The 20,147-nt window shown below is 72.0% G+C and carries 21 protein-coding genes and 1 pseudogene; 11 read left to right on the forward strand and 11 right to left on the reverse strand.

What is annotated here, in order from left to right; all coding sequences use genetic code 11:
* The first annotated feature begins 94 nt into the window (after positions 1 to 94).
* The 8 genes from ACF1GV_RS31080 (at position 95) to hypE (ending at position 8,470) form a co-directional block, all read left to right on the forward strand.
* Positions 95 to 463, forward strand: coding sequence for a hypothetical protein (locus ACF1GV_RS31080; RefSeq protein WP_391687146.1), 369 nt, complete (start codon positions 95 to 97; stop codon positions 461 to 463).
* Between the two features lie 66 nt (positions 464 to 529).
* Positions 530 to 2,239 (forward strand): enoyl-CoA hydratase-related protein, encoded by a 1,710-nt coding sequence (locus ACF1GV_RS31085; protein ID WP_391687149.1) that lies wholly within the window; start codon positions 530 to 532, stop codon positions 2,237 to 2,239.
* Positions 2,236 to 2,814 (forward strand): hydrogenase maturation protease, encoded by a 579-nt coding sequence (locus tag ACF1GV_RS31090; RefSeq protein ID WP_391687151.1) that lies wholly within the window; start codon positions 2,236 to 2,238, stop codon positions 2,812 to 2,814. The genes ACF1GV_RS31085 and ACF1GV_RS31090 overlap by 4 nt, the downstream gene beginning before the upstream one ends.
* A 59-nt stretch (positions 2,815 to 2,873) precedes the next feature.
* Complete coding sequence (hypB, locus tag ACF1GV_RS31095) at positions 2,874 to 3,599, forward strand: hydrogenase nickel incorporation protein HypB (RefSeq protein ID WP_391687153.1); 726 nt, start codon at positions 2,874 to 2,876, stop codon at positions 3,597 to 3,599.
* Positions 3,596 to 5,950: a carbamoyltransferase HypF gene (gene hypF, locus ACF1GV_RS31100; RefSeq protein WP_391687156.1), complete on the forward strand. Its 2,355-nt coding sequence runs from the start codon at positions 3,596 to 3,598 to the stop codon at positions 5,948 to 5,950. The genes hypB and hypF overlap by 4 nt, the downstream gene beginning before the upstream one ends.
* Positions 5,951 to 5,953: 3 nt before the next feature.
* Entirely contained in the window at positions 5,954 to 6,244 is a 291-nt protein-coding gene (locus tag ACF1GV_RS31105; protein ID WP_391687158.1) for a HypC/HybG/HupF family hydrogenase formation chaperone, read from the forward strand.
* A complete protein-coding gene (hypD, locus tag ACF1GV_RS31110) occupies positions 6,241 to 7,386 on the forward strand; it encodes a hydrogenase formation protein HypD (protein ID WP_391687161.1) in 1,146 nt (381 codons plus the stop codon). The genes ACF1GV_RS31105 and hypD overlap by 4 nt, the downstream gene beginning before the upstream one ends.
* Positions 7,379 to 8,470, forward strand: a complete 1,092-nt coding sequence (gene hypE / locus ACF1GV_RS31115) for a hydrogenase expression/formation protein HypE (RefSeq protein ID WP_391687164.1) — start codon at positions 7,379 to 7,381, stop codon at positions 8,468 to 8,470. Before hypD ends, hypE begins: the two co-directional genes overlap by 8 nt.
* Before the next feature lie 58 nt (positions 8,471 to 8,528).
* On the opposite strand, the gene hypA is transcribed toward hypE, so the two are convergent.
* The 8 genes from hypA to ACF1GV_RS31155 form a co-directional block, all read right to left on the reverse strand.
* The gene (gene hypA / locus ACF1GV_RS31120; RefSeq protein WP_363263035.1) at positions 8,529 to 8,870 is read right to left on the reverse strand and encodes a hydrogenase maturation nickel metallochaperone HypA; all 342 of its coding nucleotides are present in this window, start codon (positions 8,868 to 8,870) and stop codon (positions 8,529 to 8,531) included.
* Positions 8,871 to 8,877: 7 nt separating this feature from the next.
* Complete coding sequence (locus ACF1GV_RS31125) at positions 8,878 to 9,105, reverse strand: hypothetical protein (RefSeq protein WP_391687168.1); 228 nt, start codon at positions 9,103 to 9,105, stop codon at positions 8,878 to 8,880.
* An 18-nt stretch (positions 9,106 to 9,123) separates the two neighbouring features.
* A complete protein-coding gene (locus ACF1GV_RS31130; RefSeq protein ID WP_103781080.1) occupies positions 9,124 to 9,330 on the reverse strand; it encodes a hypothetical protein in 207 nt (68 codons plus the stop codon).
* Positions 9,331 to 9,350: 20 nt separating this feature from the next.
* Entirely contained in the window at positions 9,351 to 9,947 is a 597-nt protein-coding gene (locus ACF1GV_RS31135; protein ID WP_391687171.1) for a DUF5947 family protein, read from the reverse strand.
* Entirely contained in the window at positions 9,944 to 10,498 is a 555-nt protein-coding gene (locus tag ACF1GV_RS31140; RefSeq protein ID WP_391687174.1) for a NifU family protein, read from the reverse strand. The genes ACF1GV_RS31135 and ACF1GV_RS31140 overlap by 4 nt, the downstream gene beginning before the upstream one ends.
* The gene (locus tag ACF1GV_RS31145) at positions 10,491 to 12,284 is read right to left on the reverse strand and encodes a nickel-dependent hydrogenase large subunit (RefSeq protein WP_391687177.1); all 1,794 of its coding nucleotides are present in this window, start codon (positions 12,282 to 12,284) and stop codon (positions 10,491 to 10,493) included. The genes ACF1GV_RS31140 and ACF1GV_RS31145 overlap by 8 nt, the downstream gene beginning before the upstream one ends.
* Positions 12,285 to 12,360: 76 nt before the next feature.
* The gene (locus ACF1GV_RS31150; protein WP_391687180.1) at positions 12,361 to 13,449 is read right to left on the reverse strand and encodes a hydrogenase expression protein HypE; all 1,089 of its coding nucleotides are present in this window, start codon (positions 13,447 to 13,449) and stop codon (positions 12,361 to 12,363) included.
* Between the two features lie 122 nt (positions 13,450 to 13,571).
* The gene (locus tag ACF1GV_RS31155; protein ID WP_391687183.1) at positions 13,572 to 15,077 is read right to left on the reverse strand and encodes a hypothetical protein; all 1,506 of its coding nucleotides are present in this window, start codon (positions 15,075 to 15,077) and stop codon (positions 13,572 to 13,574) included.
* Positions 15,078 to 15,256: 179 nt separating this feature from the next.
* Here ACF1GV_RS31155 and ACF1GV_RS31160 point away from each other — a divergent pair.
* The 3 genes and pseudogenes from ACF1GV_RS31160 to ACF1GV_RS31170 all read left to right on the forward strand — a co-directional run.
* Positions 15,257 to 15,625: pseudogene (locus ACF1GV_RS31160) on the forward strand (response regulator transcription factor); the annotation flags it as partial.
* Between the two features lie 360 nt (positions 15,626 to 15,985).
* The gene (locus ACF1GV_RS31165) at positions 15,986 to 16,114 is read left to right on the forward strand and encodes a hypothetical protein (RefSeq protein WP_391687344.1); all 129 of its coding nucleotides are present in this window, start codon (positions 15,986 to 15,988) and stop codon (positions 16,112 to 16,114) included.
* A 273-nt stretch (positions 16,115 to 16,387) separates the two neighbouring features.
* The gene (locus ACF1GV_RS31170; protein WP_391687186.1) at positions 16,388 to 17,254 is read left to right on the forward strand and encodes a hypothetical protein; all 867 of its coding nucleotides are present in this window, start codon (positions 16,388 to 16,390) and stop codon (positions 17,252 to 17,254) included.
* A 190-nt stretch (positions 17,255 to 17,444) separates the two neighbouring features.
* Here the strand turns inward: ACF1GV_RS31170 and ACF1GV_RS31175 are convergent, their stop codons facing one another.
* Genes ACF1GV_RS31175 through ACF1GV_RS31185 form a run of 3 tightly spaced genes read right to left on the reverse strand, consistent with a single transcriptional unit; the run spans position 17,445 to position 20,133 of the window.
* On the reverse strand, positions 17,445 to 18,476 hold the full coding sequence (locus ACF1GV_RS31175) for an NAD(P)/FAD-dependent oxidoreductase (protein ID WP_391687189.1): 1,032 nt from the start codon (positions 18,474 to 18,476) through the stop codon (positions 17,445 to 17,447).
* Entirely contained in the window at positions 18,473 to 18,988 is a 516-nt protein-coding gene (locus tag ACF1GV_RS31180; protein WP_391687192.1) for an isoprenylcysteine carboxyl methyltransferase family protein, read from the reverse strand. Before ACF1GV_RS31180 ends, ACF1GV_RS31175 begins: the two co-directional genes overlap by 4 nt.
* 8 nt (positions 18,989 to 18,996) lie before the next feature.
* A complete protein-coding gene (locus ACF1GV_RS31185; protein ID WP_391687195.1) occupies positions 18,997 to 20,133 on the reverse strand; it encodes a type III polyketide synthase in 1,137 nt (378 codons plus the stop codon).
* Between the last annotated feature and the right edge of the window lie 14 nt (positions 20,134 to 20,147).

Raw genomic sequence — 20,147 nt, forward strand, 5'->3', positions numbered from 1 at the left:
GCCGCACGCCGGAGCCCCCAACCCTCCGGCCGCGCCCCGGAGCCCCCACCCTCAGACCGTGCGCCGGGGGCCCGCCGTGGGGAAAGGCTCGTTCATGACCTTCAAGAACCCCGTGCACCGCGGCGGCTCCCACCGCGGCCGGTTCGAACAGTTCGCCGAGTACGCCTCGAACTTCACCAGCTCCCCGGCGTTCTTCCTCTTCTGCCTGCTGCTCATCGGCTTCTTCGTCGCCGCCCACGCCGCCCACCTGCCACTCGAACTGCTGCTGCTCGCGGGCGAGGCCATGACGGCGGTCACACTCCTGCTGCTGGCCCTGCTGAAGAACGCCGAGATGCGCGCCGAGCACGCCGTCCAGCGCAAGCTCGACGCGATCGCCGCGGCCCTGCTGGAGGCGCACCGGGAGGAGCGGGGCCAGGCGTTCGAGGACCTGCGCAATGCGATCCGGATGGAGGAAGAGACCTGACCGAGGCCGGCGAAACGCCGACGCGGTTCTTCACTGCACCCCGAAGAGGAACGAGCATGCCGTGTCATGGACATCTTGCTCGTCGCGAGCGCGTTCAACAGTCTCTCCCAGCGCCTGTACGCCGAACTGTCGGACCACGGGCACCAAGTGGACGTCGTCCTGGCCGCGCACGGCCCCGATCCGGTCCGGGCAGCCGTGCGCGAGCTGCGCCCGGACCTGATCGTCGCGCCGATGCTCAAGACCGCGCTGCCCGAGGACGTGTGGCGGGAACACACCTGTCTGATCGTCCACCCCGGCCCGCCGGGCGACCGCGGCCCCTCCTCGCTGGACTGGGCCGTCTCCGGCCGGGCGGAGCGGTGGGGCGTGACCGTGCTCCAGGCCGAGGCGGTCATGGACGCGGGCGCGATCTGGGCGGCCGAGCCGTTCCCCGTCCCGCCCGTCGGCAAGAGCGACCTGTACCGCAACGAGGCGTCCGACGCCGCCGTCACCGCCGTCCTGACGGCCGTACGGCGCTACGCCGAAGGCGGCCATAAGCCGCTGGCGCAGACCGACGAGTCGGTCACCGTCGTCCGGCGCGACGTCATCCGGCAGGAACGGCGGCGGATCGACTGGGAAAGGGACGACACCGAGACGGTCCTGCGCAAGCTGCGCGGCGCCGACTCCCAGCCCGGAGTCCTGGACGAACTCCTCGGTCACGAGGTGTTCCTGCACGGCGGCCACCCCGAAGACCGGTTGCGCGGCCGCCCCGGCGCCCTGCTGGCCCAGCGCGCGGGCGCCGTCTGCCGCGCCACCCGCGACGGCGCCGTCTGGATCCCGGAACTGCGCCCCCGCAAGAACTCCGGCGACCCTGCACCCTTCCGCCGGCCGGCCGCCTGCGTACTCGCCTCCTGGCAAACCGGTCCCGGGCTTCCCGAGGACCCCGCCCCGCTGGAACTGCCGCCCGAGCGGCGCACCTGGACCGACATCCGCTACCGGCAGCAGGGTGACGTCGGCTTCCTCGCCTTCTCCTTCCCGGGCGGCGCGATGAGCACCGACCAGTGCCGCCGACTGCTCGCCGCCTACAGGGAGGCGCTCAGCCGGCCCACCCGCGTCCTCGTCCTCGGCGGGCCGCGGGACTTCTTCTCCAACGGCATCCACCTCAACGTCATCGAGGCGGCCCCCGACCCGGCCCAGGAGTCCTGGACCAACCTCAACGCAATGGACGACCTGGTCGAGGCCGTGCTGCGCACCACCGACCGGCTGGTGGTGGCCGCGCTCGCCGGCAACGCCGCGGCCGGCGGCGCCATGCTCGCCCTCGCCGCCGACCAGGTGTGGTGCCGCACCGGCGTCGTCCTCAATCCGCACTACCGCCGGATGGGCCTGTACGGCTCTGAGTTCTGGACCTACACCCTGCCGCGCCGCGTCGGCGCGGAGCGGGCCGGCCGGCTGACGGCCGAGGCGCTGCCGGTCAGTTCGGCGACCGCCCGGCGGATCGGGCTCGTGGACCGGCTGGTGCCCGCCACACCCCAGGACTTCGCGGCCGAGGTCGGTCGGCTGGCCACCGACCTCGCCGCCACCGCCGGCCTGGACCGCCTCCTCGCCGAGAAGGCTGCGGCCCGCACGGCCGACGAACGGCAGCGGCCCCTCGCCCGCTACCGGGAGGACGAACTGGCCCGCATGCACGCCCTGTTCTTCGACCCCGAGGCCCCTTACCACGCCCTGCGCTCCGCCTTCGTCCGCAAGACGCCGGGCGGCTCGCCCCGGCCCCTCGCCCCGGCCGGCGGAGACCTACGGTGACGCCGCGGCTGCTGGTGGCCGGCGTCGGGAACATCTTTCTCGCCGACGACGCCTTCGGCCCCGAGGTGATCCGCGCCCTCGAAAACCGCCCCCTGCCGCCGGGGGTACGGGTCCGCGACTACGGCATCCGCGGCATGGACCTCGCCTACGACCTGCTGTCCGGCTACGCGACCGCCGTCCTGGTCGACGCGGCCCCGCGCGGCCACCGCCCCGGCACCCTCTCCCTGATCGAGGCCGAACCCCCCGACGGCACCGTCCCTCCCGAGGCCCACGGCATGGACCCGGCGAAGGTGCTGGCCCTGGCCACCCACCTGGGCGACGAGCCACTGCCCCGGGTCCTCGTCCTGGCCTGCGAACCCGCCGTCCTGCCGAGCGATGACGACCTCCTGCCGGGACTCAGTGCGACGGTGCGCGAAGCAGTCGGCCGGGCCGTGGACGCCCTGCACGCGCTCCTGCCCGCCCTGCTCGACGACCCCGCCGCACCGCTGCCCCCGTTGGGCCGCCCGAGGGAATCCGGGACCCCGCGCACGGCTGCGCTGCCCGGCACCGCGCCCGGCGGCGCCGAAGATCGATGAGACCCCGGGCCGCAGGGAAGGCGGCCCGGGCTCCGTCACCTATCCGAGGAGCAGCGCCCATGTGCGGGTCCGACGTCAGACAGGCCGTCCTGGCAAAGAACGACGACCTGGCCGCGACCCTGCGCGGCGAGCTCGCCCGGCAGGGCGTGACCGTGGTCAACCTGCTGTCCAGTCCCGGCAGTGGCAAGACCGAACTGCTCGGCCGGGTGCTGGCCCGCGCGGTGGAGCAGGGCGTCCCGGTGGCCGCCCTCACCGCCGACCTGGCCACCGAGAACGACGCCACCCGGCTGGCCCGCTCCGGCGCCCCCGTCCAGCAACTGCTCACCGATGGCCTGTGCCACCTGGAGGCCCGCCAGGTCCGGGCCAGGCTCGACGACTGGCTGCCGCCGGAGACCTCCGTCCTCTTCGTGGAGAACGTCGGCAACCTGGTCTGTCCGGCCTCCTACGACCTCGGGGAGACCCTGCGGATCGTGCTGATGGCCGTCACCGAGGGCGAGGACAAGCCGCTGAAGTACCCCACCGCGTTCGGCTCCGCCCATCTGGTCGTCATCACCAAGACCGACCTCGCCGGACCGGCCGGCTTCGACGAGAGCCTCTTCCACGAAAACGTGCGCCGGGTCAACCCGGGCGTGGAGATCGTACGTACCTGCGCCCGCACCGGCGCCGGCGTCGGCACCCTGCTGGAGCGTTCCCTCGCCGCCCGCGACGGCGCCCCGGCGCACCGGCCGCCCCTCGCCCCGCACCCGCACGGCCACCACCACGCCCCGGCCGCACCCGTAGCATGACCGCCCCCGCAACCGGACTGGTCCGCCGTCGGCTCACCGTGCGCGGCACCGTCCAGGGCGTCGGCTTCCGCCCGCACGTGCACCGCCTCGCCGCCGCGATCGGCCTGAGCGGATTCGTCGGCAACACCGGCGACGGCGTGCTCATCGAGATCGAGGGCCCGGCGGACGAGGTGGACCGCTTCTGCGCGCTGCTGGCCGCTCAGCCGCCGCCCCTTGCCACCGTCACCGCGGTCGACGGCGTCCACCTGCCCGCCACCGGCGAGACCGGCCCGTTCACCATCCGCTCCACCGAGCGGGCCCCCGGGCGCACCCAGCTCCCGCCCGACACCGCGACCTGCGCCGACTGCCTGCGCGAACTGGCCGACCCCGGCGACCGCCGCCACCGTCACCCCTTCGCCACCTGCACCCACTGCGGCCCCCGCTTCACCATCGCCACCGGCATGCCCTACGACCGGGCGGCCACCACCATGGCCGGCTTCCCGATGTGCCCCGCCTGCGCCCACGAGTACGGCGACCCGGCCGACCGGCGCTTCCACGCCCAGCCCGTCGCCTGCCCCGACTGCGGTCCGCGCCTCGTACTCACCCCGGCCGAGGGCATCGGGATCCGCCCGGCCCGGGACGCGGAGGCGCTCGCGACGGCACGGACGCTGCTCGCCGCCGGGCGGATCGTCGCCGTCAAGGGCGTCGGCGGCTACCACCTGGCCTGCGACGCCACCGACGCCCGGGCGGTCAGCGCCCTGCGCGACCGCAAGGAGCGGGGCGGCAAGGCATTCGCGGTGATGTGCGCCGACCTGGCCACAGCCGAGCGGATCGCCCTCCTCTCCGACGCGGAACGCGCCGCCCTCACCGCCGCCCGCCGCCCCATCGTCCTGCTGCGCCGCCGCACACCCCCGGACGGCCTCCGCCTCGCCGACCAGGTCTGTCCGGGCAGCCCGCACATCGGCCTGCTGCTGCCCTACACCCCGCTACACACCCTGCTGTTCGGACTTCCCGGTGATCCCCCCGGCCCCCGGACGCTGGTCATGACCAGCGGCAACCGCTCCGGCGAGCCCATCGTCACCGACGACGCCGAGGCACTGACCCGGCTGGCCGGACTCGCCGACGCCTGGCTCGGCCACGACCGGCCCATCGCCGCCTTCTGCGACGACTCCCTGCTCCGGGTCCGCCCCGACGGCACCGAACAGGTGCTGCGCCGCTCCCGCGGATACGTCCCCCGCCCACTGCGCCTGCCGCGACCGGTGCGCCCCACGCTCGCCGTCGGCGGAGACCTCAAGAACGTGCCCTGCCTGGGCGAGGGCGAGCACGCCTGGCTCGGCCCGCACATCGGCGACATGGGCGAGCTGGCCACTCTGGAGGCCGCCGAGCGGGCCGAACGGCACCTGGCCGGCCTCATCGGCGTCATCCCGCGCCGGGTGGCGGCCGACCGGCACCCCGGCTACCACTCGGTACGGCGCGCCCGCGCCCGGGCCGCCGGACTGGGGCTGCCCGCACCGGTGCTCGTCCAGCACCACCACGCCCACATCGCCTCAGCGATGGCCGAGCACGGCCTCGACGGCACCACACCCGTGATCGGTGTCGCTTTCGACGGCACCGGTCACGGCGACGACGGCACGGTGTGGGGCGGGGAGGTCCTGCTCGCCGACTACAGCCGGTACCGGCGCTTCGCCCACCTGGTCCCTGCCCCGCTGCCGGGCGGGGACGCCGGCGTGGCCAACCCGTGCCGGCTGGCCCTGGCCCGGCTGTGGGCGGCGGGGCTGCCCTGGACGCCGCGGCTGCCGAGCGTCACCGCCTGCTCGGACACCGAACGCGCGGTCCTGCGCCGGCAGCTGGAACGCCAGGTGGCCTGTGTGCCCACCTCCAGCATGGGCCGGCTCTTCGACGCGGTGTCCTCACTCGTGGGCGTGTGCCACCGGGCGGGCTACGAGGCGCAGGCCGCGGCGGAACTGGAGGCGGCCGCGCTGGAGGCCGGCGGCTCGGACACCGTGGCGTACCCCTTCGGCCTCGGCGGCGGGGACAGCCTCGGCTGCGACCCCGCGCCGATGCTGACGGCCCTCCTGCACGACCAGGCCCGCGGCACCCCCGTCCCGGTACTCGCGTCCCGCTTCCACCGCGGAGTCGCGCGGGCCGTCACGGAGATCTGCCACCGCGCCCGCACCGCGACCGGCCTGGCCACCGTCGCCCTCACCGGAGGCGTCTTCGCCAACGCCCTGCTGGAGCAGGAGTGCGCCGTCCGGCTCACCCGGGCGGGCTTCACGGTCCTGCGGCACGGCGAAGTCCCCCCGAACGACGGGGGACTGGCACTCGGCCAGCTGATGGTCGCCGGAACAGCCCACCACCACGAGACGGAGTGACCCATGTGTCTGGCAGTGCCCGGAAAGGTCGTGTCCATCGACCAGCGCGCCGACCCCCTCACCGGGCTGATCGACTTCGGCGGAGTGCAGAAACAGGCGTGCCTGGAGTACCTGCCCGACGTCCAGGTGGGGGAGTACGTCATCGTCCACGTCGGATTCGCGCTGCAGCGCCTCGACGAGGAGTCGGCCAGGGCGTCCCTGGGGCTGTTCGAGCAATTGGGGCTGCTCGAGGAGGAGTTCGGCGACGCCTGGGAACAGGCCGCCCGGCAGGAGAACGGAAGTGACGTCCGATGAAGTACATCGACGAGTTCAACGACCCAGCGCTGGCCCGCCGGCTGCTGGACGAGATCCGGGCCACCGTCACCCGGCCCTGGGCGCTGATGGAGGTCTGCGGCGGCCAGACGCACTCCATCATCCGCCACGGCATCGACCAGCTCCTGCCGGAGCAGGTGGAGTTGATCCACGGCCCCGGATGCCCGGTGTGCGTGACGCCGCTGGAGGTCATCGACAAGGCCCTGGAGATCGCCGCCCGCCCCGACGTGATCTTCTGCTCCTTCGGTGACATGCTGCGCGTGCCGGGCACCGACCGCGACCTGTTCCGGGTCAAGGGCGAGGGCGGCGACGTCCGCGTGGTGTACTCACCGCTTGACGCGCTCGACCTCGCCCGCAGGAACCCCGGCCGCCAGGTCGTGTTCTTCGCGATCGGCTTCGAGACGACCGCGCCCGCCAACGCCATGGCCGTGCACCAGGCCCGCCGCCTCGGCCTGGACAACTTCAGCCTGCTGGTGTCCCACGTCCGCGTCCCCCCGGCGATCGAGGCCATCATGACGGCCCCCCGCTGCCGGGTGCAGGGCTTCCTCGCCGCCGGTCACGTGTGCAGCGTGATGGGCACCGCCGAGTACCCGGACCTGGCCGCGAAGCATCGCGTGCCGATCGTGGTGACGGGTTTCGAGCCGCTCGACATCCTGGAGGGCATCCGCCGCGCCGTCCACCAGCTGGAACGCGGCGAGCACCGGGTGGAGAACGCCTACCCCAGGGCCGTACGAGACCAGGGCAACCCGGCGGCCCTGCGCATGCTGGAGGAGGTGTTCGAGGTCGCCGACCGCAACTGGCGCGGCATCGGACCCATTCCGGCCAGCGGCTGGCGGCTGACCGACGCCTTCCGCGCCTACGACGCCGAACACCGCTTCGACGTCACCGACATCCGCACCGAGGAGCCCGCCGTGTGCCGGGCCGGCGAGGTCCTGCAGGGGCTGATCAAGCCGACCGAGTGCGAGGCGTTCGGCACGGCCTGCACCCCGCGCACCCCGCTCGGCGCCACCATGGTGTCCAACGAGGGTGCCTGCGCCGCCTACTACCTCTACCGGCGCATGACCGACGGCCCGGCCCGGCAGGGATCCCGTGTCCCCCGCGAGGAGATGAACACCGTTGGCTGATCTCGCCACCGAAGCCGTGGAGGCGACCGGACCGGTCGTCGACCCCGCGAACTGGACCTGCCCCGCCCCCCTGCGCGACCAGCCGGTCGTCGTCATGGGCCACGGCGGCGGCGGCGCCCTGTCCGCCGAACTGATCGAGCAGGTCTTCGCGCCCGCCTACGGCAACCCCACTCTCGCCGCTCTCACCGACTCCGCCGTCCTCGGCCTGGGCGGCACCCGGCTGGCCTTCTCCACCGACTCCTACGTCGTACGGCCGCTGTTCTTCCCCGGCGGCAGCGTCGGCGACCTGGCCGTCAACGGCACCGTCAACGACCTGGCGATGAGCGGCGCCCGGCCCGCGTACCTCTCCACCGCCTTCATCCTCGAAGAGGGCGTGGAACTGGCCGTCGTGGAACGCGTCGCGTGGGCCGTCGGCGCTGCGGCCGAGGCGGCGGGCGTCACCGTCGCCACCGGCGACACCAAGGTCGTGGAGTCCGGGCACGGCGACGGCGTCTACATCACGACCGCAGGCGTCGGTCTCGTGCCCGACGGCGTCGACATCCGCCCGCAGCGGGCCCGGCCGGGCGACGCCGTCATCGTCAGCGGGCCCATCGGCCTGCACGGAGTGGCGGTCATGAGCGTGCGCGAAGGTCTGGAGTTCGGGGTGGAGATCGCCTCCGACACCGCACCCCTGGCGGACCTCGTGGCCACCATGCTGGCGGTCACCAAGGACATCCACGTCCTGCGCGACCCCACCCGCGGCGGCCTCGGCGCGTCCCTCAACGAGATCGCCCGCGCCTCCGGTACCGGTGTCCGGCTGCGTGAGCGGGCCCTCCCGGTCCCCGACGAGGTCGCGAACGCCTGCGGCTTCCTCGGCCTGGACCCGCTGTACGTCGCCAACGAGGGCCGGCTCGTCGCCTTCGTACCCGCCGGGCACGCCGACGCCGTGCTGGCGGCGATGCACGCCCACCCACAGGGCGCCGGAGCCGCCCTGATCGGCGAGTGCGTGGCCGAACACCCGGGCATGGTGGTCGTCGCCACCGGACTCGGCGGCACCCGGGTGCTCGACCTCCCGCTGGGCGAGCAGCTGCCGCGCATCTGCTGACCCGTCCCCGGACGGACATCGGCCCCGCCGTGAAGGCGGGGCCGATGGCGTCTGCGGCTCAGGTCTCGACGCCGGTGATCTCCAGCTCGCGTCCCCTGCGCAGCTCCCGGGAGGGCCGGTCGCAGCGCGGGCACCAGAAGAACGGGGGCATGCCGACCGCGAACTCCTCGGCACACTCCCCGCACCAGGCGTGCGCGGGCACCTGCTCCACCACGAGCCGGGCCGCCGCGAGGGCCGTACCGTCGCGGGCCACCTCGAAGGCGAAGTGCAGCGCGTCCGGCACCACACCCGCAAGCTCTCCGACGCGGACGGTCACCGACGCGACACCGTCGGCGCCGTCCGCGCGCGCGATCTCCCCGGCCTGCTCCACGATCGCGGTCGCGATCGACAACTCGTGCACGCCGGCCTCAGGGGTACCGGTGGCGGGCGCGCAGCCCCCCGGTCATCCGGTAGATCCGCAACTCACGGACGATTCCCGGGAGTTCCTTGACGATCAGGACCGCGACCACGCTGCCCGCCAGCGCGCCCTGCGCCGCGAGCAGCTGCCGTCCCGACAGACCCCGCCGCGCGGTCCTTCTTCTTCGCCCGGCTGTGTTCATCGCGTTCAAGGCCTTCATGGCCTTCATGGTCTTCATGGCGTCACTTCCGCTCTCTCATCCCGGTGAGATGTTCGGCATGTCCTTCACCAGCGCGTCATGCCGCTTCCAGTGGATACCGGTGGAGCGGCGCGCGTCGGAGGTGCCGTCCTGGTGATGTCCGGTCTGGTGCTTGTACGGACCCCTGTTGCCCTGGTGCAGTCCGCGCACGTGGGAGGGGGTATCGGGCCTGGCCTGGGGCCGGCCCACCCGGATGCTTCCCATGTCCGATCTCCTTTCGGTCCTCACGACCGCTCGGTCAGCTCCCTGAAGAACTGTTCTACGGCCGGCCAGACCCGACCGCCACCTGAGAGGCCCTGCCACTCGCGGCGGACCAGGGCGGTCATCCGGAAGCAGTCGTCGACCGGCACGATCCAGTGTTCGTCGAGTCCGCGTACGGTGTTCACCAGCAGCGCCTCCACATCCGGTGCCATGGCGGCCAGCTGCGGTACCGCGGCGGCCAGCCGCCGCCAGGCCGCCGCGTCCACCTCCCAGCGCATGGCCCCGGCCGGACTCGGTCCCTGCGCGGTGACCGTGCCGTCGGCGCGCGGCACGAAGAACACCAGCCCCACCGGCACACCCAGCACCCCGGTGTCGACCGGGGGCAGGCGCAGCCGGCGCCGGGGCACGAGCCGGTAGCGGCCCTCGCCCGCCCCGTCGTCGGCGAACAGCACCGAGCAGGGCCGGCACACGCACCGCACCTCGGCGGCACCGGTGTCGTACAGGTGGGGGTGCTCCTCGCTCACGTGGGCGGCGCACAGCTCGCAGCGCTCGGTCGCAGCCCGCTCCGCACCGCCGGCGGTGGAGCGGATCACCCGGGCGAACGCCCCGTCCACGCTCACCGCGCCTCCTCGGGCAGGGCCCGGCGCCTGATCGTGCTCAGCGGTACGAACGCCGGAGCCGCCCTGCGCTCCTCGGTGAGCGCCTCGACCGATTCCAGTTCCGGGGCCACGGCGAGGACGGCGGCCCGCACGGCGTCGATGACGCCCGCCGATCCGCCGCCGCATCCCGAACCGCAGCCGCCGCCGCTGTCCAGCCGGACCCGGGCCACCTGCCCCTCGACGCCGGCCCACACCAGGTCGCCGCCGCGTTCACGCACCGCCGGCCGCAGCTTCTGGACCGCGCGTTCGGCCCGGCGCTCCGGCGGCTCGGGGTGGATGTCGTGCAGCACCAGCAGGTGACCGAGCAGCTCGTCATCCGCCAGGATCTCCCGCAGCGGCTGCGCTGCGTGGTCCAGCACCCGGGCGAGGGCCTCGCCGTAGACCTCGGTCAGCAGCCGCACCGCCTCCATGGCCGGTCCGGGAGCGGACTCAAGTCCGGCGAGCACCTCGTCGAGGCGGGCGAGCCGCGCCTCCACCGCCGGGTCCGCCAGCCGTACGGCGGTGTCAGCCATGGTCGGCTCCGTACGTCGGCGAGTGCACGGTCGTCAGGGTCTTGCCCTTGCCCATGTACATGTGGACGCCGCACGGCAGACAGGGGTCGAAGCTGCGGACCGTGCGCATGATGTCGACGCCCTTGAAGTCGTCGGGCCCGTTCTCCTCGAAGATCGGCTGGCCCTGGACGGCGTCCTCGTACGGGCCAGGGGTGCCGTAGATGTCGCGGGGGCTGGCGTTCCACGGGGTGGGCGGATACGGGTGGTAGTTGGCGATCTTCTTGTCCCGGATCACCAGGTGGTGCGACAGGACGCCGCGTACGGCCTCGTGGAAGCCGCAGCCGATCGACTCGTCCGGCACCTCGAAGTTCTCGTACACCTTCGTGTCACCGCTCCTGAGCATGCCCATGGCCTCCTCCAGGAACTGCAGGGCCATGGCCGCGGCATAGGCGATGAAGTACGGCCGGGCGCGGTCCCGCTCCAGGGTGTTGCTCCACTTCGGGATGCGCCACTCCAGGGTGGTCTCCGGCAGCTTCTCCCCCTTGGGCAGGGTGATGCGGATACCGCCGCCGGTCGCCTTGACGTACGGCGTGTCGACCAGGCCGCTCAGGGCGGTCGACCAGAGCCGGGCGAGGGGGCCGCCACCGGTGTCCAGGGCGAGGTGGTCACCGGTCTCCGGGTGGTACCAGCGGGGGCTCATCACCCAGCTGTAGTTGCCCTCGAAGTCCCGCTTCTGCGGCACCGGCACGGTGGTCTGGTTCCACGGGTGGCGCATGTCGACCGGGTTGCCGAGCGGGTCGTGGGTGACGAAAGGATCCTCGTTGACCCAGTCCTCGTAGAACGAGCTGCCCAGCATGATGCGCAGGCCGAGGTTGATGTCGATGAGGTTGTTGGTGACCAGCTTGCCGTCCACGATGATGCCCGGGGTGACGTACATCGCCTTGCCCCACTCGTTCATCGTCGCGTACCGGTAGTCGACGACGTCCGGGTTCTGGAAGGCGCCCCAGCAGCCCAGCATGATGCGGCGCCTGCCGACCTCCTCGTAGCCCGGCAGGGCCTCGTAGAAGAAGTCGAAGACGTCGTCGTTCATCGCCACCGCCTTCTTGATGAAGTCGATGACCCGCATCAGACGGCTGAGGTAGTCGGTGAAGACGCTCGGCTGCGGCATCGTGCCGACCCCGCCCGGGTACAGCGTGGAGGGGTGCACGTGCCGCCCCTCCATCAGGCAGAACATCTCCCGGGTGATCCGGCTGACCTTCAGCGCCTCCTTGTAGACCTCGCCCTCGAAGGGGTTGAAGGCCTTCATGACGTCGGCGATGGTCCGGTAGCCGTGGATGTCGCCGCGGGGCGCGTCGGTGCGCTCGGCGCGGGCCAGGACACCGGGGTTGGTGGCCTTGACCATCGCCTCGCAGAAGTCCACGAAGACCAGGTTGTCCTGGAAGATGGTGTGGTCGAAGATGTACTCCGCCGCCTCGCCCAGGTTGGTGATGTGCTCGGCCAGCTTCGGCGGCTTGACGCCGTAGGCCATCTGCTGGGCGTAGTTGGAGCAGGTGGTGTGGTTGTCGCCGCAGATGCCGCAGATCCGCGAGGTGATGAAGCCGGCGTCTCGCGGGTCCTTGCCCTTCATGAACACCGAGTAGCCGCGGAAGAGTGACGAGGTGCTGTGGCACTCCACGACTTCCCGGTTGGCGAAGTCGATCTTCGTGTAGATCCCCAGGTTGCCGATGATCCGGGTGATCGGATCCCAGGACATGTCCACGAGCTGGGCGGGTTTGCGTCCTGCGGATCGGGACTCGGTGGTGGTCATCTGCGGTACTGCCCCTCGCTGTTCGGGTTGGACTGGTGGGTGGCGGGATGCGGGACGGGCCCGGGCGCCGCGGGTGTCACGCGCGCCAGTGCGGGTCGTAACCGCTGGTCAGCTTGCGCTTGTTGTGGCGCCACTTGGGCTCGTGGTTCACCATGTCGTTGGTCAGGCCGCGCAGTCGGCGGATGACCGCCCCGTACGGCCTGATCACCATCGTCGACAGCGTGCCGCCCGGGGGCTCGTCCATGAACGGCATGAAGGCGTCGGGGAAGCCCGGCATCGTGCAGCCGATGCAGATGCCGCCGACGTTCGGGCAGCCGCCGATGCCGGCCATCCAGCCGCGCTTGGGCACGTTGCAGTTGACGACCGGACCCCAGCAGCCGACCTTCACCTGGCACTTGGGGGAGTTGTAGTCCCTCGCGAAGTCACCCTGCTCGTAGTAGGCGCCCCGGTCGCAGCCCTCGTGCACGGTCTTGCCGAACAGCCACTGCGGACGCAGCATGTGGTCCAGCGGCGGCGGGGGAGCGGCGCCGGCCGCGTGCTGGAGCACCCAGACCAGGGTCTCCATGAAGTTCTCCGGCTGGATCGGACAGCCGGGCACGTTGACCACCGGCAGTCCCGAGCGAGCCTTGAACTCCCACCCCAGGTAGTCCGCGAGACCCATGCAACCCGTCGGGTTGCCCGCCATGGCGTGGATGCCGCCGAACGTCGCACAGGTACCGGCCGCGACCACCGCCCATGCCCTGGGCGCCAGCTGGTCGATCCACTCGTTGAGTGTCTGCGGCTCGCCCGTCTCCGGGTTGTTGCCGAACGATGTCCAGTAGCCGTCGCCCTCGATGATGTTCTGGTTCGGGATCGAGCCCTCGATGACGAGGATGAACGGCTCCAGCTCACCGCGCGCCGCCGCCCGGTAGGGGGCGAGGAAGTCCTCGCCGCCCAGGCTCGGCGAGAGCACCTTGTTGACGAGGTTCACCTTCGGCAGCCCCGGGATGAGGCCGAGCACCACGTCCTCGATGGACGGCTGGCCAGCGGCGGTCAGCGACACCGTGTCGCCGTCGCAGCTCATGCCCTCCGAGATCCAGAGGATGGTGATCTCGTCGAACCCCTCCCGGGCCTCGGCCCTGGCGGGCTCGCCGCCGACTTCGGTGGTACCGCTCTGTGTGGTCATCTCTGGGCCTCCGTTGCAGCCGGGTCTCGAAAACCGTTCAGGCCGCGGCCGACGGGCCGCGAGGATCGGTGCGGGGGGATTCGCCGGGGGCGGCGGCCGGCCGGTGGCGGTCGGCCGGCCCCTCAGGCGTGGGCATCGGACCGTCCACTCTCGGGGCGGTCGGCCAGGCGCGCGGGCCGCGGGGACCGCTGGGCCGGGCCGCCCTGGTCCGGTGCGTCCGTGACGGCGAGCGGTTCTACCTCGTCGGGGCGGAAGTAGTGGAACCGGCCGTACCAGCCGTGCAGTTCGGCGGCGGGGTCGTCGTCCACGGTGACGGCCAGGTGGACACTGCCGTCCACGTCGTGGAAGAGCGCGGAGACCCGCGCGGACCGCCCGGCCAGGAACATGTCCTGGGCGTCGGCGCCTCGGACGCGCGGGCGCAGCCGCACCCGGCTGCCGCCGCCCACGGGCACCCCGTCCACCAGCACGGTGTCCGTCGTGGGGAAGAGGCCGTCGTCACCGCCCTCCTGCCACCAGGCCGGCCGGGCCGAAGCGGATGCCTGAGCCGAAGCCTGAGCCGGGGCCAGGGAGCGGATGGTGCCGTGCAGCCGGGCGAAGACCTCCTGAGGCATGGTCTCCACACGGTCGACGATCCTGGCGGCGCGCGGATCGGTGGCCCGCGCCTCGGCCTTCTCCTCGTCGGTCAGCAGCATCGTGCGCAGGGTGAGGATCTCGTCGATCTCCGCCGCGTCGTGCAGATCGCCGGGACTCTCCGGCGCCACCTGCGGATGGTCCGGCAGGATGATCGGTGCGGAGAGCAGGGACGCGCCGGTGGCCCCGTCCTCGCCGCCGGGCTGCTGCGGCGCCCCGCCGAGCACTGGGAACGTGAAGGCGTTGCGGCAGCCGCGCACCTGTTCCGCGAGGCCGGCCGGCGGATCGATCAGCGACACGAACTCGACGCCGTCGCCGACGAGAAGGGTGTGTGTGGCGAGCAGTGCCTGCCGCAGCACCGCACCGCGCGGGGCCGCCGGATCCGGCGCCTGGTCGGTGTTCTCGGTGCGTACACGCAACCGGTACAGGTCCGGGGCCAGGGGCTCGGCCACGACCGTCGCCCGGGCCCGTACCTCCCGGCGCCGCCGCGCCGTCCGCCCCGCTCCGGCGGGCAACGGCTCGTACTCCGCACCGGCCGGCGCCCCCACTGTGACGGTCCGGCCGCCGTGCAGAAGCTCCTCCAGGGTGAGCACCACCTCGGTCTCGCGGGGCACCGCTTCCTCGAAGGACAGGTGTGTGACGCCGTCCGCCGTCCGCAACGACTCGACCGGGCGGTGCCCCCCGTCCCCGTCGGCCGCCTCCACCTGCTTGTGCTGGAGCTGCAGGTACCGCACCCGCACCCGTACGGCGGCGTCCTCGCGCCGCGCCCGGACCAGGCACTCGGTCTGCTGGTACCAGGAATCGGCGGAGCCGGAGAGTCCAGGCGTGACCGGGCCGTCCCGCTCCACCCAGTTCCGGGGCAGCAGGACGCCGAATTGCCAGCGGACCCGGTTCTTCGCCGAGGACCGGCGGTACGGGTAGAGCAGGTACCCCTCGTACAGCACGGCGTCCGCCACGGCACTCAGCGGCGCACAGCCCTCGCCGACTCCGTTCACCATGCTCGCTCCTCGCCACTCGTGGTCCCCTTCCCTCCCCACGGTCACACCCGCCACGCCCGCCCGCCCCTCCGGCGCACCGTCATTGGGCCGGACAGGGGAAGCGTCGCGGTGTCAGCGGGTGGCGAGGCCGAATCCGCCGGGCTGCGGTGACCGGGTCGTGAACCGTGCGGGAGGGGGGACTGACCCGGACCGGGTTGCGCACGCTGCCCTCCGCCCAGCCCGCCATCGAGGTGGTCGGTGAGGCCGACGACGGCTCCCAGGTGCTGCCGCTCGTAAGCGGCTGCGGCCGGACGTCGTGCTGATCGATGTCCGGATGCCCACGGTCGACGGCATCGAGGCGACGCGGCGGCTGCGGGCGGAACCGGCCGACCCGCCGAAGGTCGTGGTCATCACCACGTTCGAGAGACGAGCCCGTGTACGACGCGCTGCGCGCCGGCGCGGGCGGCTTCCTCCGCAAACGGGCGCCCGTCCGGCAGATCGCCCAAGCCGTCCGGCTGGTCGCGGAGGGCGACTCGTTACTCGTCCCCGACGCCGTACGCCGCCTGGCCACGGCCCGGCGGGTGCGCCCGGAGGCCGCCTGCCATCACCGCGTTCCAGGCGGGCCTCGCCGACCCGGAGGCGGCGTAGTCCGCGGGTGCGCGTCCCGCCGCCAGGCGTTGAACCGGGTCCTGGACCAGCGGCCACACCGAACGAATGTCGCGGACCGCGGGCCCTGGAACGACTGCTGGAGATCGAGGCCACCGAGGCCCGCCGGCCGAGGAGTCGGCCGTCGAACCGGGGCCCGCCAAGGAGCCGGTCACCGCGTCAGGCGCGGGCGTCAAGGCGCGCGCCCTGTACCTGTCCCGGTTCCGTACGTGAACCTGGGCCCTGTGCTGCGCGTGCCGCCGGCTGACGGCCTTGTTGAGCGAGTGCCCACCGCGTATATCGACCGGCCGAACAACCGCCGGCGGATGGCGCTGACCATGGAGCAGGGAGAAACGGTGGCCTACGCCTTCTCCCCGCGCACTCTGAGCGGTTCGGTGGTGGAGGCCAACTGATTCGTTCGTGAGTACGGGGTCACGTACCGAGTCGTTGCGGCGACGAGGCGCCGGGTGCCGTTCGGTGCGTCGTGGCCTGCCGCGTCGTGCTGACGGCGGGTGTGGTGCAAGGACGTTGCCGAGCCGGAGCACGCAGCTCGACACGCGGCCTGACCTGCCGAACAGCCCGCGTTCAGGATGCGTTCGATCTCTCTGTGACACGGTCGAGGACTCGGCTGCCGGGGGCTGCCGACTCATCCGACAGGGCGCTCGACCGGACAGGAGACGTTTGAGTTGGAGAATTCGGAGGTCCTCACCGACCTAGATGTGGCGGACACGTCGAGCACGGCCAAGTCGGTGATGAAGAAGCTGCCCGAGGTCACGCTGGCGTTCTGGGTCATGAAGATCGCCGCGACGACCCTGGGCGAGACGGCGGGCGACCTCTTCGCGCAGACCCTGAAGCTGGGCTACTTCGTCACCACGATCGCACTGTTCCTGATCTTCGTGGTGACGCTGGTGGTTCAGCTGGGATCCAGCCGCTACAACCCGTTCTTCTACTGGACCGTGATCTTGTCGACCAGCATGGCAGGGACCACGATGTCCGACTTCATGAACCGCGACGCCAGCTCCAAGTACCTCTCGGACGGCGTCGCGAAGCTGGGCTGGGGCCCGCAGGGCCTCGGCCTCGGATATCCCGCCGGAGCGGCCCTTCTCATCTCGATCCTCCTGGCGATCTTCCTCGCCTGGAAGCTGAGCGGCATGACGTTTCAGATCCGCGACATCGTCACCTTCAAGGGCGAGGCCCTCTTCTGGTCGGCGATCCTCGTGTCCAACACTCTTGGCACCTCCATGGGTGACTTCCTCTCCGACAGCTCCGGCCTCGGCTACGCCGGCGGGGCGCTGCTCGTGACGGGGGTGCTCGCCGTGCTCGTCGCGCTGATGAAGGTGCCTGCGGTGCCGAACGTGCTGTTGTTCTGGATCGCCTTCGTCCTCACCCGTCCGCTGGGTGCCACCGCCGGCGACTTCCTCACCAAGCCGGTTGCCAAGGGCGGCCTGGATCTCGGCACCGCGGGATCGTCCGCCGTCCTGCTCGCCGCCCTCTTCGGCTTGATGGCCTACGCCCACGTGCAGGAGCGTCGCACCACCGGGCGGTCGGCTTGAGAGGTCCTGACGAAGACGTTGGACGTGAGGGTGGGTGATGAGGCAGGTGGCGACACCGAGGAATGCTACCGGGAGCGAGGATCGAGGATGTAGAGCAGCGGTTCAGGGCGCTGGGCTCGATGGCCTCACGTACCGGGGGAGCGCTGGGCGGCCCGGGTCATGAGACTGTCGTCCGGCCTCTTGGGTCTGGTCATGCCAGTGCGTTCACCGCCGCTGCGAAGAGGCGGGGCAGGCGTACGGCGGTGGGCACGATGCGCGAAGCCAGTGCCGGTTGCTGGCGGGCCCGCACCAGGAGGTCGGTCAGGAGCCGGTGGCGGCGGGTCGCGCGGCACCAGTCGGTCTCGTAACGGTTGGGTGTGCCGCGGCGCACGTTGGCGACCAGGGCTTCGGCACCGGTGAGGGCGAGAGAGACGCCCTCACCGGTCAGCGCGTCGGTGTATCCAGCGGCGTCACCGACGAGCAGTACCCGTCCGTGAGTGCGGGTGCGTGCCCGCTGGCGCAGCGGTCCCGCGCCGCGGACAGCGGTGACGGCCCTCTCGGCGGGGAGGCGAGCCGCCAGTTCGGGGAAGCTCTCGAGTTGGGTGCTGAAGGGCGCTCGCCGGGTCGTCAGCAGGGCGACGCCGACGAGTGCGGGGCCGAGCGGAGTCACGTACGCCTCTGCGTAGGGTCCCCAGTGCACTTCGACGTAGGTGGACCAGGGAGGCACCGCGTAGTGGCGGCGCAGGCCGTATCTGGGTGCGGCACTGGTCTTCACCTCCAGGCCGAGCGAACGGCGCAACGGTGAGTGGAGGCCGTCCGCGGCGACAAGCCACCGTGCGCGCAGGCCCGTACCGGGGACGGTCACGCTCGTCGCGTCCTGCCGTACTTCCCTCACTCGCAGGGGCAGTACGGGTACACCTGCGTCCACGACGGCTTGGTGCAGGGCACTGTGCAGGTCGGTGCGGCGCGCGCCGCGGCCGGGGCCATGCCGAAACGCGGCCTGCACCTGGCGGTGGCCCTGGATGTAGCGGATGCCGGTGATCGGGTGGCCGGGGATCTCCAGGCCGAGCGCGCTGAGGGCTCGGACGGCGCCGGGCATCAGGCCCTCGCCGCACGCCTTGTCGACCGGTGTCCGACGTGGCTCCGCCACAAGAGTGTCGAGACCGGCGCGCACGGCGTGCAGTGCGGTCGCGAGACCAGCTGGACCGCCTCCGACGATGAGCAGGTCGTGGCCGCCGCTCATGCGGGCGCCGCCGAGGCGAGGGCGGTGTTCTCACAGCGGATACGGACTGCGAGCAGCAGTGCATTGGCCGCGGTGAACGCGGCGGCGGTCAGCCACGCGCAGTGGACCAGTGGCAGGGCGGCGATCTCCACGACGACAGCCAGGTAGTTGGGGTGACGTAGGAACCGGTAGGGCCCGGCTCCGACCAGGCGTGCTCCGGGGACGACGATGACCCGTGTGTTCCAGTACGGCCCCAGAGTGCTGATGCACCACCAGCGCAGCGCCTGCGCCATGATGACAAGCGCCAGCATGGGCCACCCGAGAGCGGGCAGGAACGGCCGGTGGGCGAGCGCACATTCGGCAAGGCAGCAGGCGAGCAGACCCGTGTGCAGCACGACCATGACCGGGTAATGACCGCGGCCGTGCTCCACACCGGCGCGAGAGAGGGTCCAGACGGCGTTGCGTCGAGCGACGACGAGTTCGGCGATGCGCTCGGCCGTAACGGCCAGGACGAGAAACGTGTACCAGGGCATGAGAGCACTCACCAGCGCAGCAGGACGACTTCGGAACAAAATCCCGGCCCCATCGCCAGGAGCAGCCCCCACGTGCCGGGCTCTGGTCGGTTCAATTCCCAGGTCTTTTGGAGGATGTGAAGTACGGAGGCGGAGGACATGTTCCCCACCGTTGCGAGCGAGTGCCAGGCGGTGTTCAGTGCGTCGCCGGGCAGGTCGAGGGTGTCGGCCATGGTGGAGAGCACCTTGGGGCCTCCCGGGTGGCATACCCAGCTTCCGATGTCGTCCGTGGTGAGGTTGTGGTCGGCCAGGAAGGCACGCAGGTGCCGGCCGAAGTGGTCCCGCACGATGTCGGGAACACCGGCGTCGATCACGACGCGGAACCCGGTGGGGCCGATGTCCCACCCCAGGAGCTGTTCGGTGTCCGGATACAGGTGGCTGCGTGTGGCGACCACGAAGGGTCCGGCCCCGTCCGGCCCGGCGTTGCCACTGCCGCGCGCCACGAGCGCTGCTGCGCCATCACCGAACAGGGCGCCGGCGACGAGGTTGGCGCGGGAGTCGTCGTGCCGCTGAAGGGTCAGTGAGCACAGTTCGATGCTGAGGAGTACTGCGGTGTGGGCGGGGTGCCCTCGCAGGTAGTCGTGCAGCCGGGCGAGACCTGCCGCGCCCGCCACGCACCCCAGGCCGAACACCGGGAGTCGCTTGACGTCGGGCCGCAGTCCCAGGCGACCGGCCAGCCGGGCGTCGAGCGAGGGAGCGGCGATGCCGGTGATGGAGGTGCACACCAGCAGATCCACGTCGGCCGGTTCGAGTCCAGCCTCCTGCAGTGCGCCGACGAGGGCTTCCTCGCCCAGTTCAAGTCCGGCGGCCATCCATGCGTCGTTGCTCTGACCGAAGTCGCCGAGGTCGGTGTACCGCTCGATCGGCAGGGCGAGATGGCGTGTGTGCACACCCGCGGATGCGTGGAGGCGGCGCAGCAAGGCGCGGTCGGCCCCGGCGGGCAGGCACAGGTCACCGATCGCCTCAGTGAGGTCGTCCTGGGTGTACCGATACGGCGGGAGCGCGGTGCGGATCGCTGTGACCGAGGTCGCCGGGCCGGGCGGAGGTGTTCGGGACGGGGCGGTGGGCAGGGGAAGGGCGTCGTCGACAATTGCAGTGACACGCATGCCGGTAATGCCTC

The sequence above is a fragment of the Streptomyces sp. NPDC014006 genome (assembly GCF_043088925.1).
Taxonomy (GTDB): Bacteria; Actinomycetota; Actinomycetes; order Streptomycetales; family Streptomycetaceae; genus Streptomyces.

Bases quoted from the DNA above. Each gene is read 5' to 3' on its own strand.
- hypD (WP_391687161.1), top strand. From the start codon at position 6,241: ATGAAGTACATCGACGAGTTCAACGACCCAGCGCTGGCCCGCCGGCTG.
- ACF1GV_RS31185 (WP_391687195.1), bottom strand. From the start codon at position 20,133: ATGCGTGTCACTGCAATTGTCGACGACGCCCTTCCCCTGCCCACCGCC.
- ACF1GV_RS31155 (WP_391687183.1), bottom strand. From the start codon at position 15,077: ATGGTGAACGGAGTCGGCGAGGGCTGTGCGCCGCTGAGTGCCGTGGCG.
- ACF1GV_RS31145 (WP_391687177.1), bottom strand. From the start codon at position 12,284: ATGACCACCACCGAGTCCCGATCCGCAGGACGCAAACCCGCCCAGCTC.
- ACF1GV_RS31080 (WP_391687146.1), top strand. From the start codon at position 95: ATGACCTTCAAGAACCCCGTGCACCGCGGCGGCTCCCACCGCGGCCGG.
- ACF1GV_RS31125 (WP_391687168.1), bottom strand. From the start codon at position 9,105: ATGAAGACCATGAAGGCCATGAAGGCCTTGAACGCGATGAACACAGCC.
- ACF1GV_RS31140 (WP_391687174.1), bottom strand. From the start codon at position 10,498: ATGGCTGACACCGCCGTACGGCTGGCGGACCCGGCGGTGGAGGCGCGG.
- ACF1GV_RS31175 (WP_391687189.1), bottom strand. From the start codon at position 18,476: ATGAGCGGCGGCCACGACCTGCTCATCGTCGGAGGCGGTCCAGCTGGT.
- hypB (WP_391687153.1), top strand. From the start codon at position 2,874: ATGTGCGGGTCCGACGTCAGACAGGCCGTCCTGGCAAAGAACGACGAC.
- ACF1GV_RS31130 (WP_103781080.1), bottom strand. From the start codon at position 9,330: ATGGGAAGCATCCGGGTGGGCCGGCCCCAGGCCAGGCCCGATACCCCC.
- hypF (WP_391687156.1), top strand. From the start codon at position 3,596: ATGACCGCCCCCGCAACCGGACTGGTCCGCCGTCGGCTCACCGTGCGC.
- ACF1GV_RS31180 (WP_391687192.1), bottom strand. From the start codon at position 18,988: ATGCCCTGGTACACGTTTCTCGTCCTGGCCGTTACGGCCGAGCGCATC.
- ACF1GV_RS31150 (WP_391687180.1), bottom strand. From the start codon at position 13,449: ATGACCACACAGAGCGGTACCACCGAAGTCGGCGGCGAGCCCGCCAGG.
- ACF1GV_RS31105 (WP_391687158.1), top strand. From the start codon at position 5,954: ATGTGTCTGGCAGTGCCCGGAAAGGTCGTGTCCATCGACCAGCGCGCC.
- ACF1GV_RS31085 (WP_391687149.1), top strand. From the start codon at position 530: ATGGACATCTTGCTCGTCGCGAGCGCGTTCAACAGTCTCTCCCAGCGC.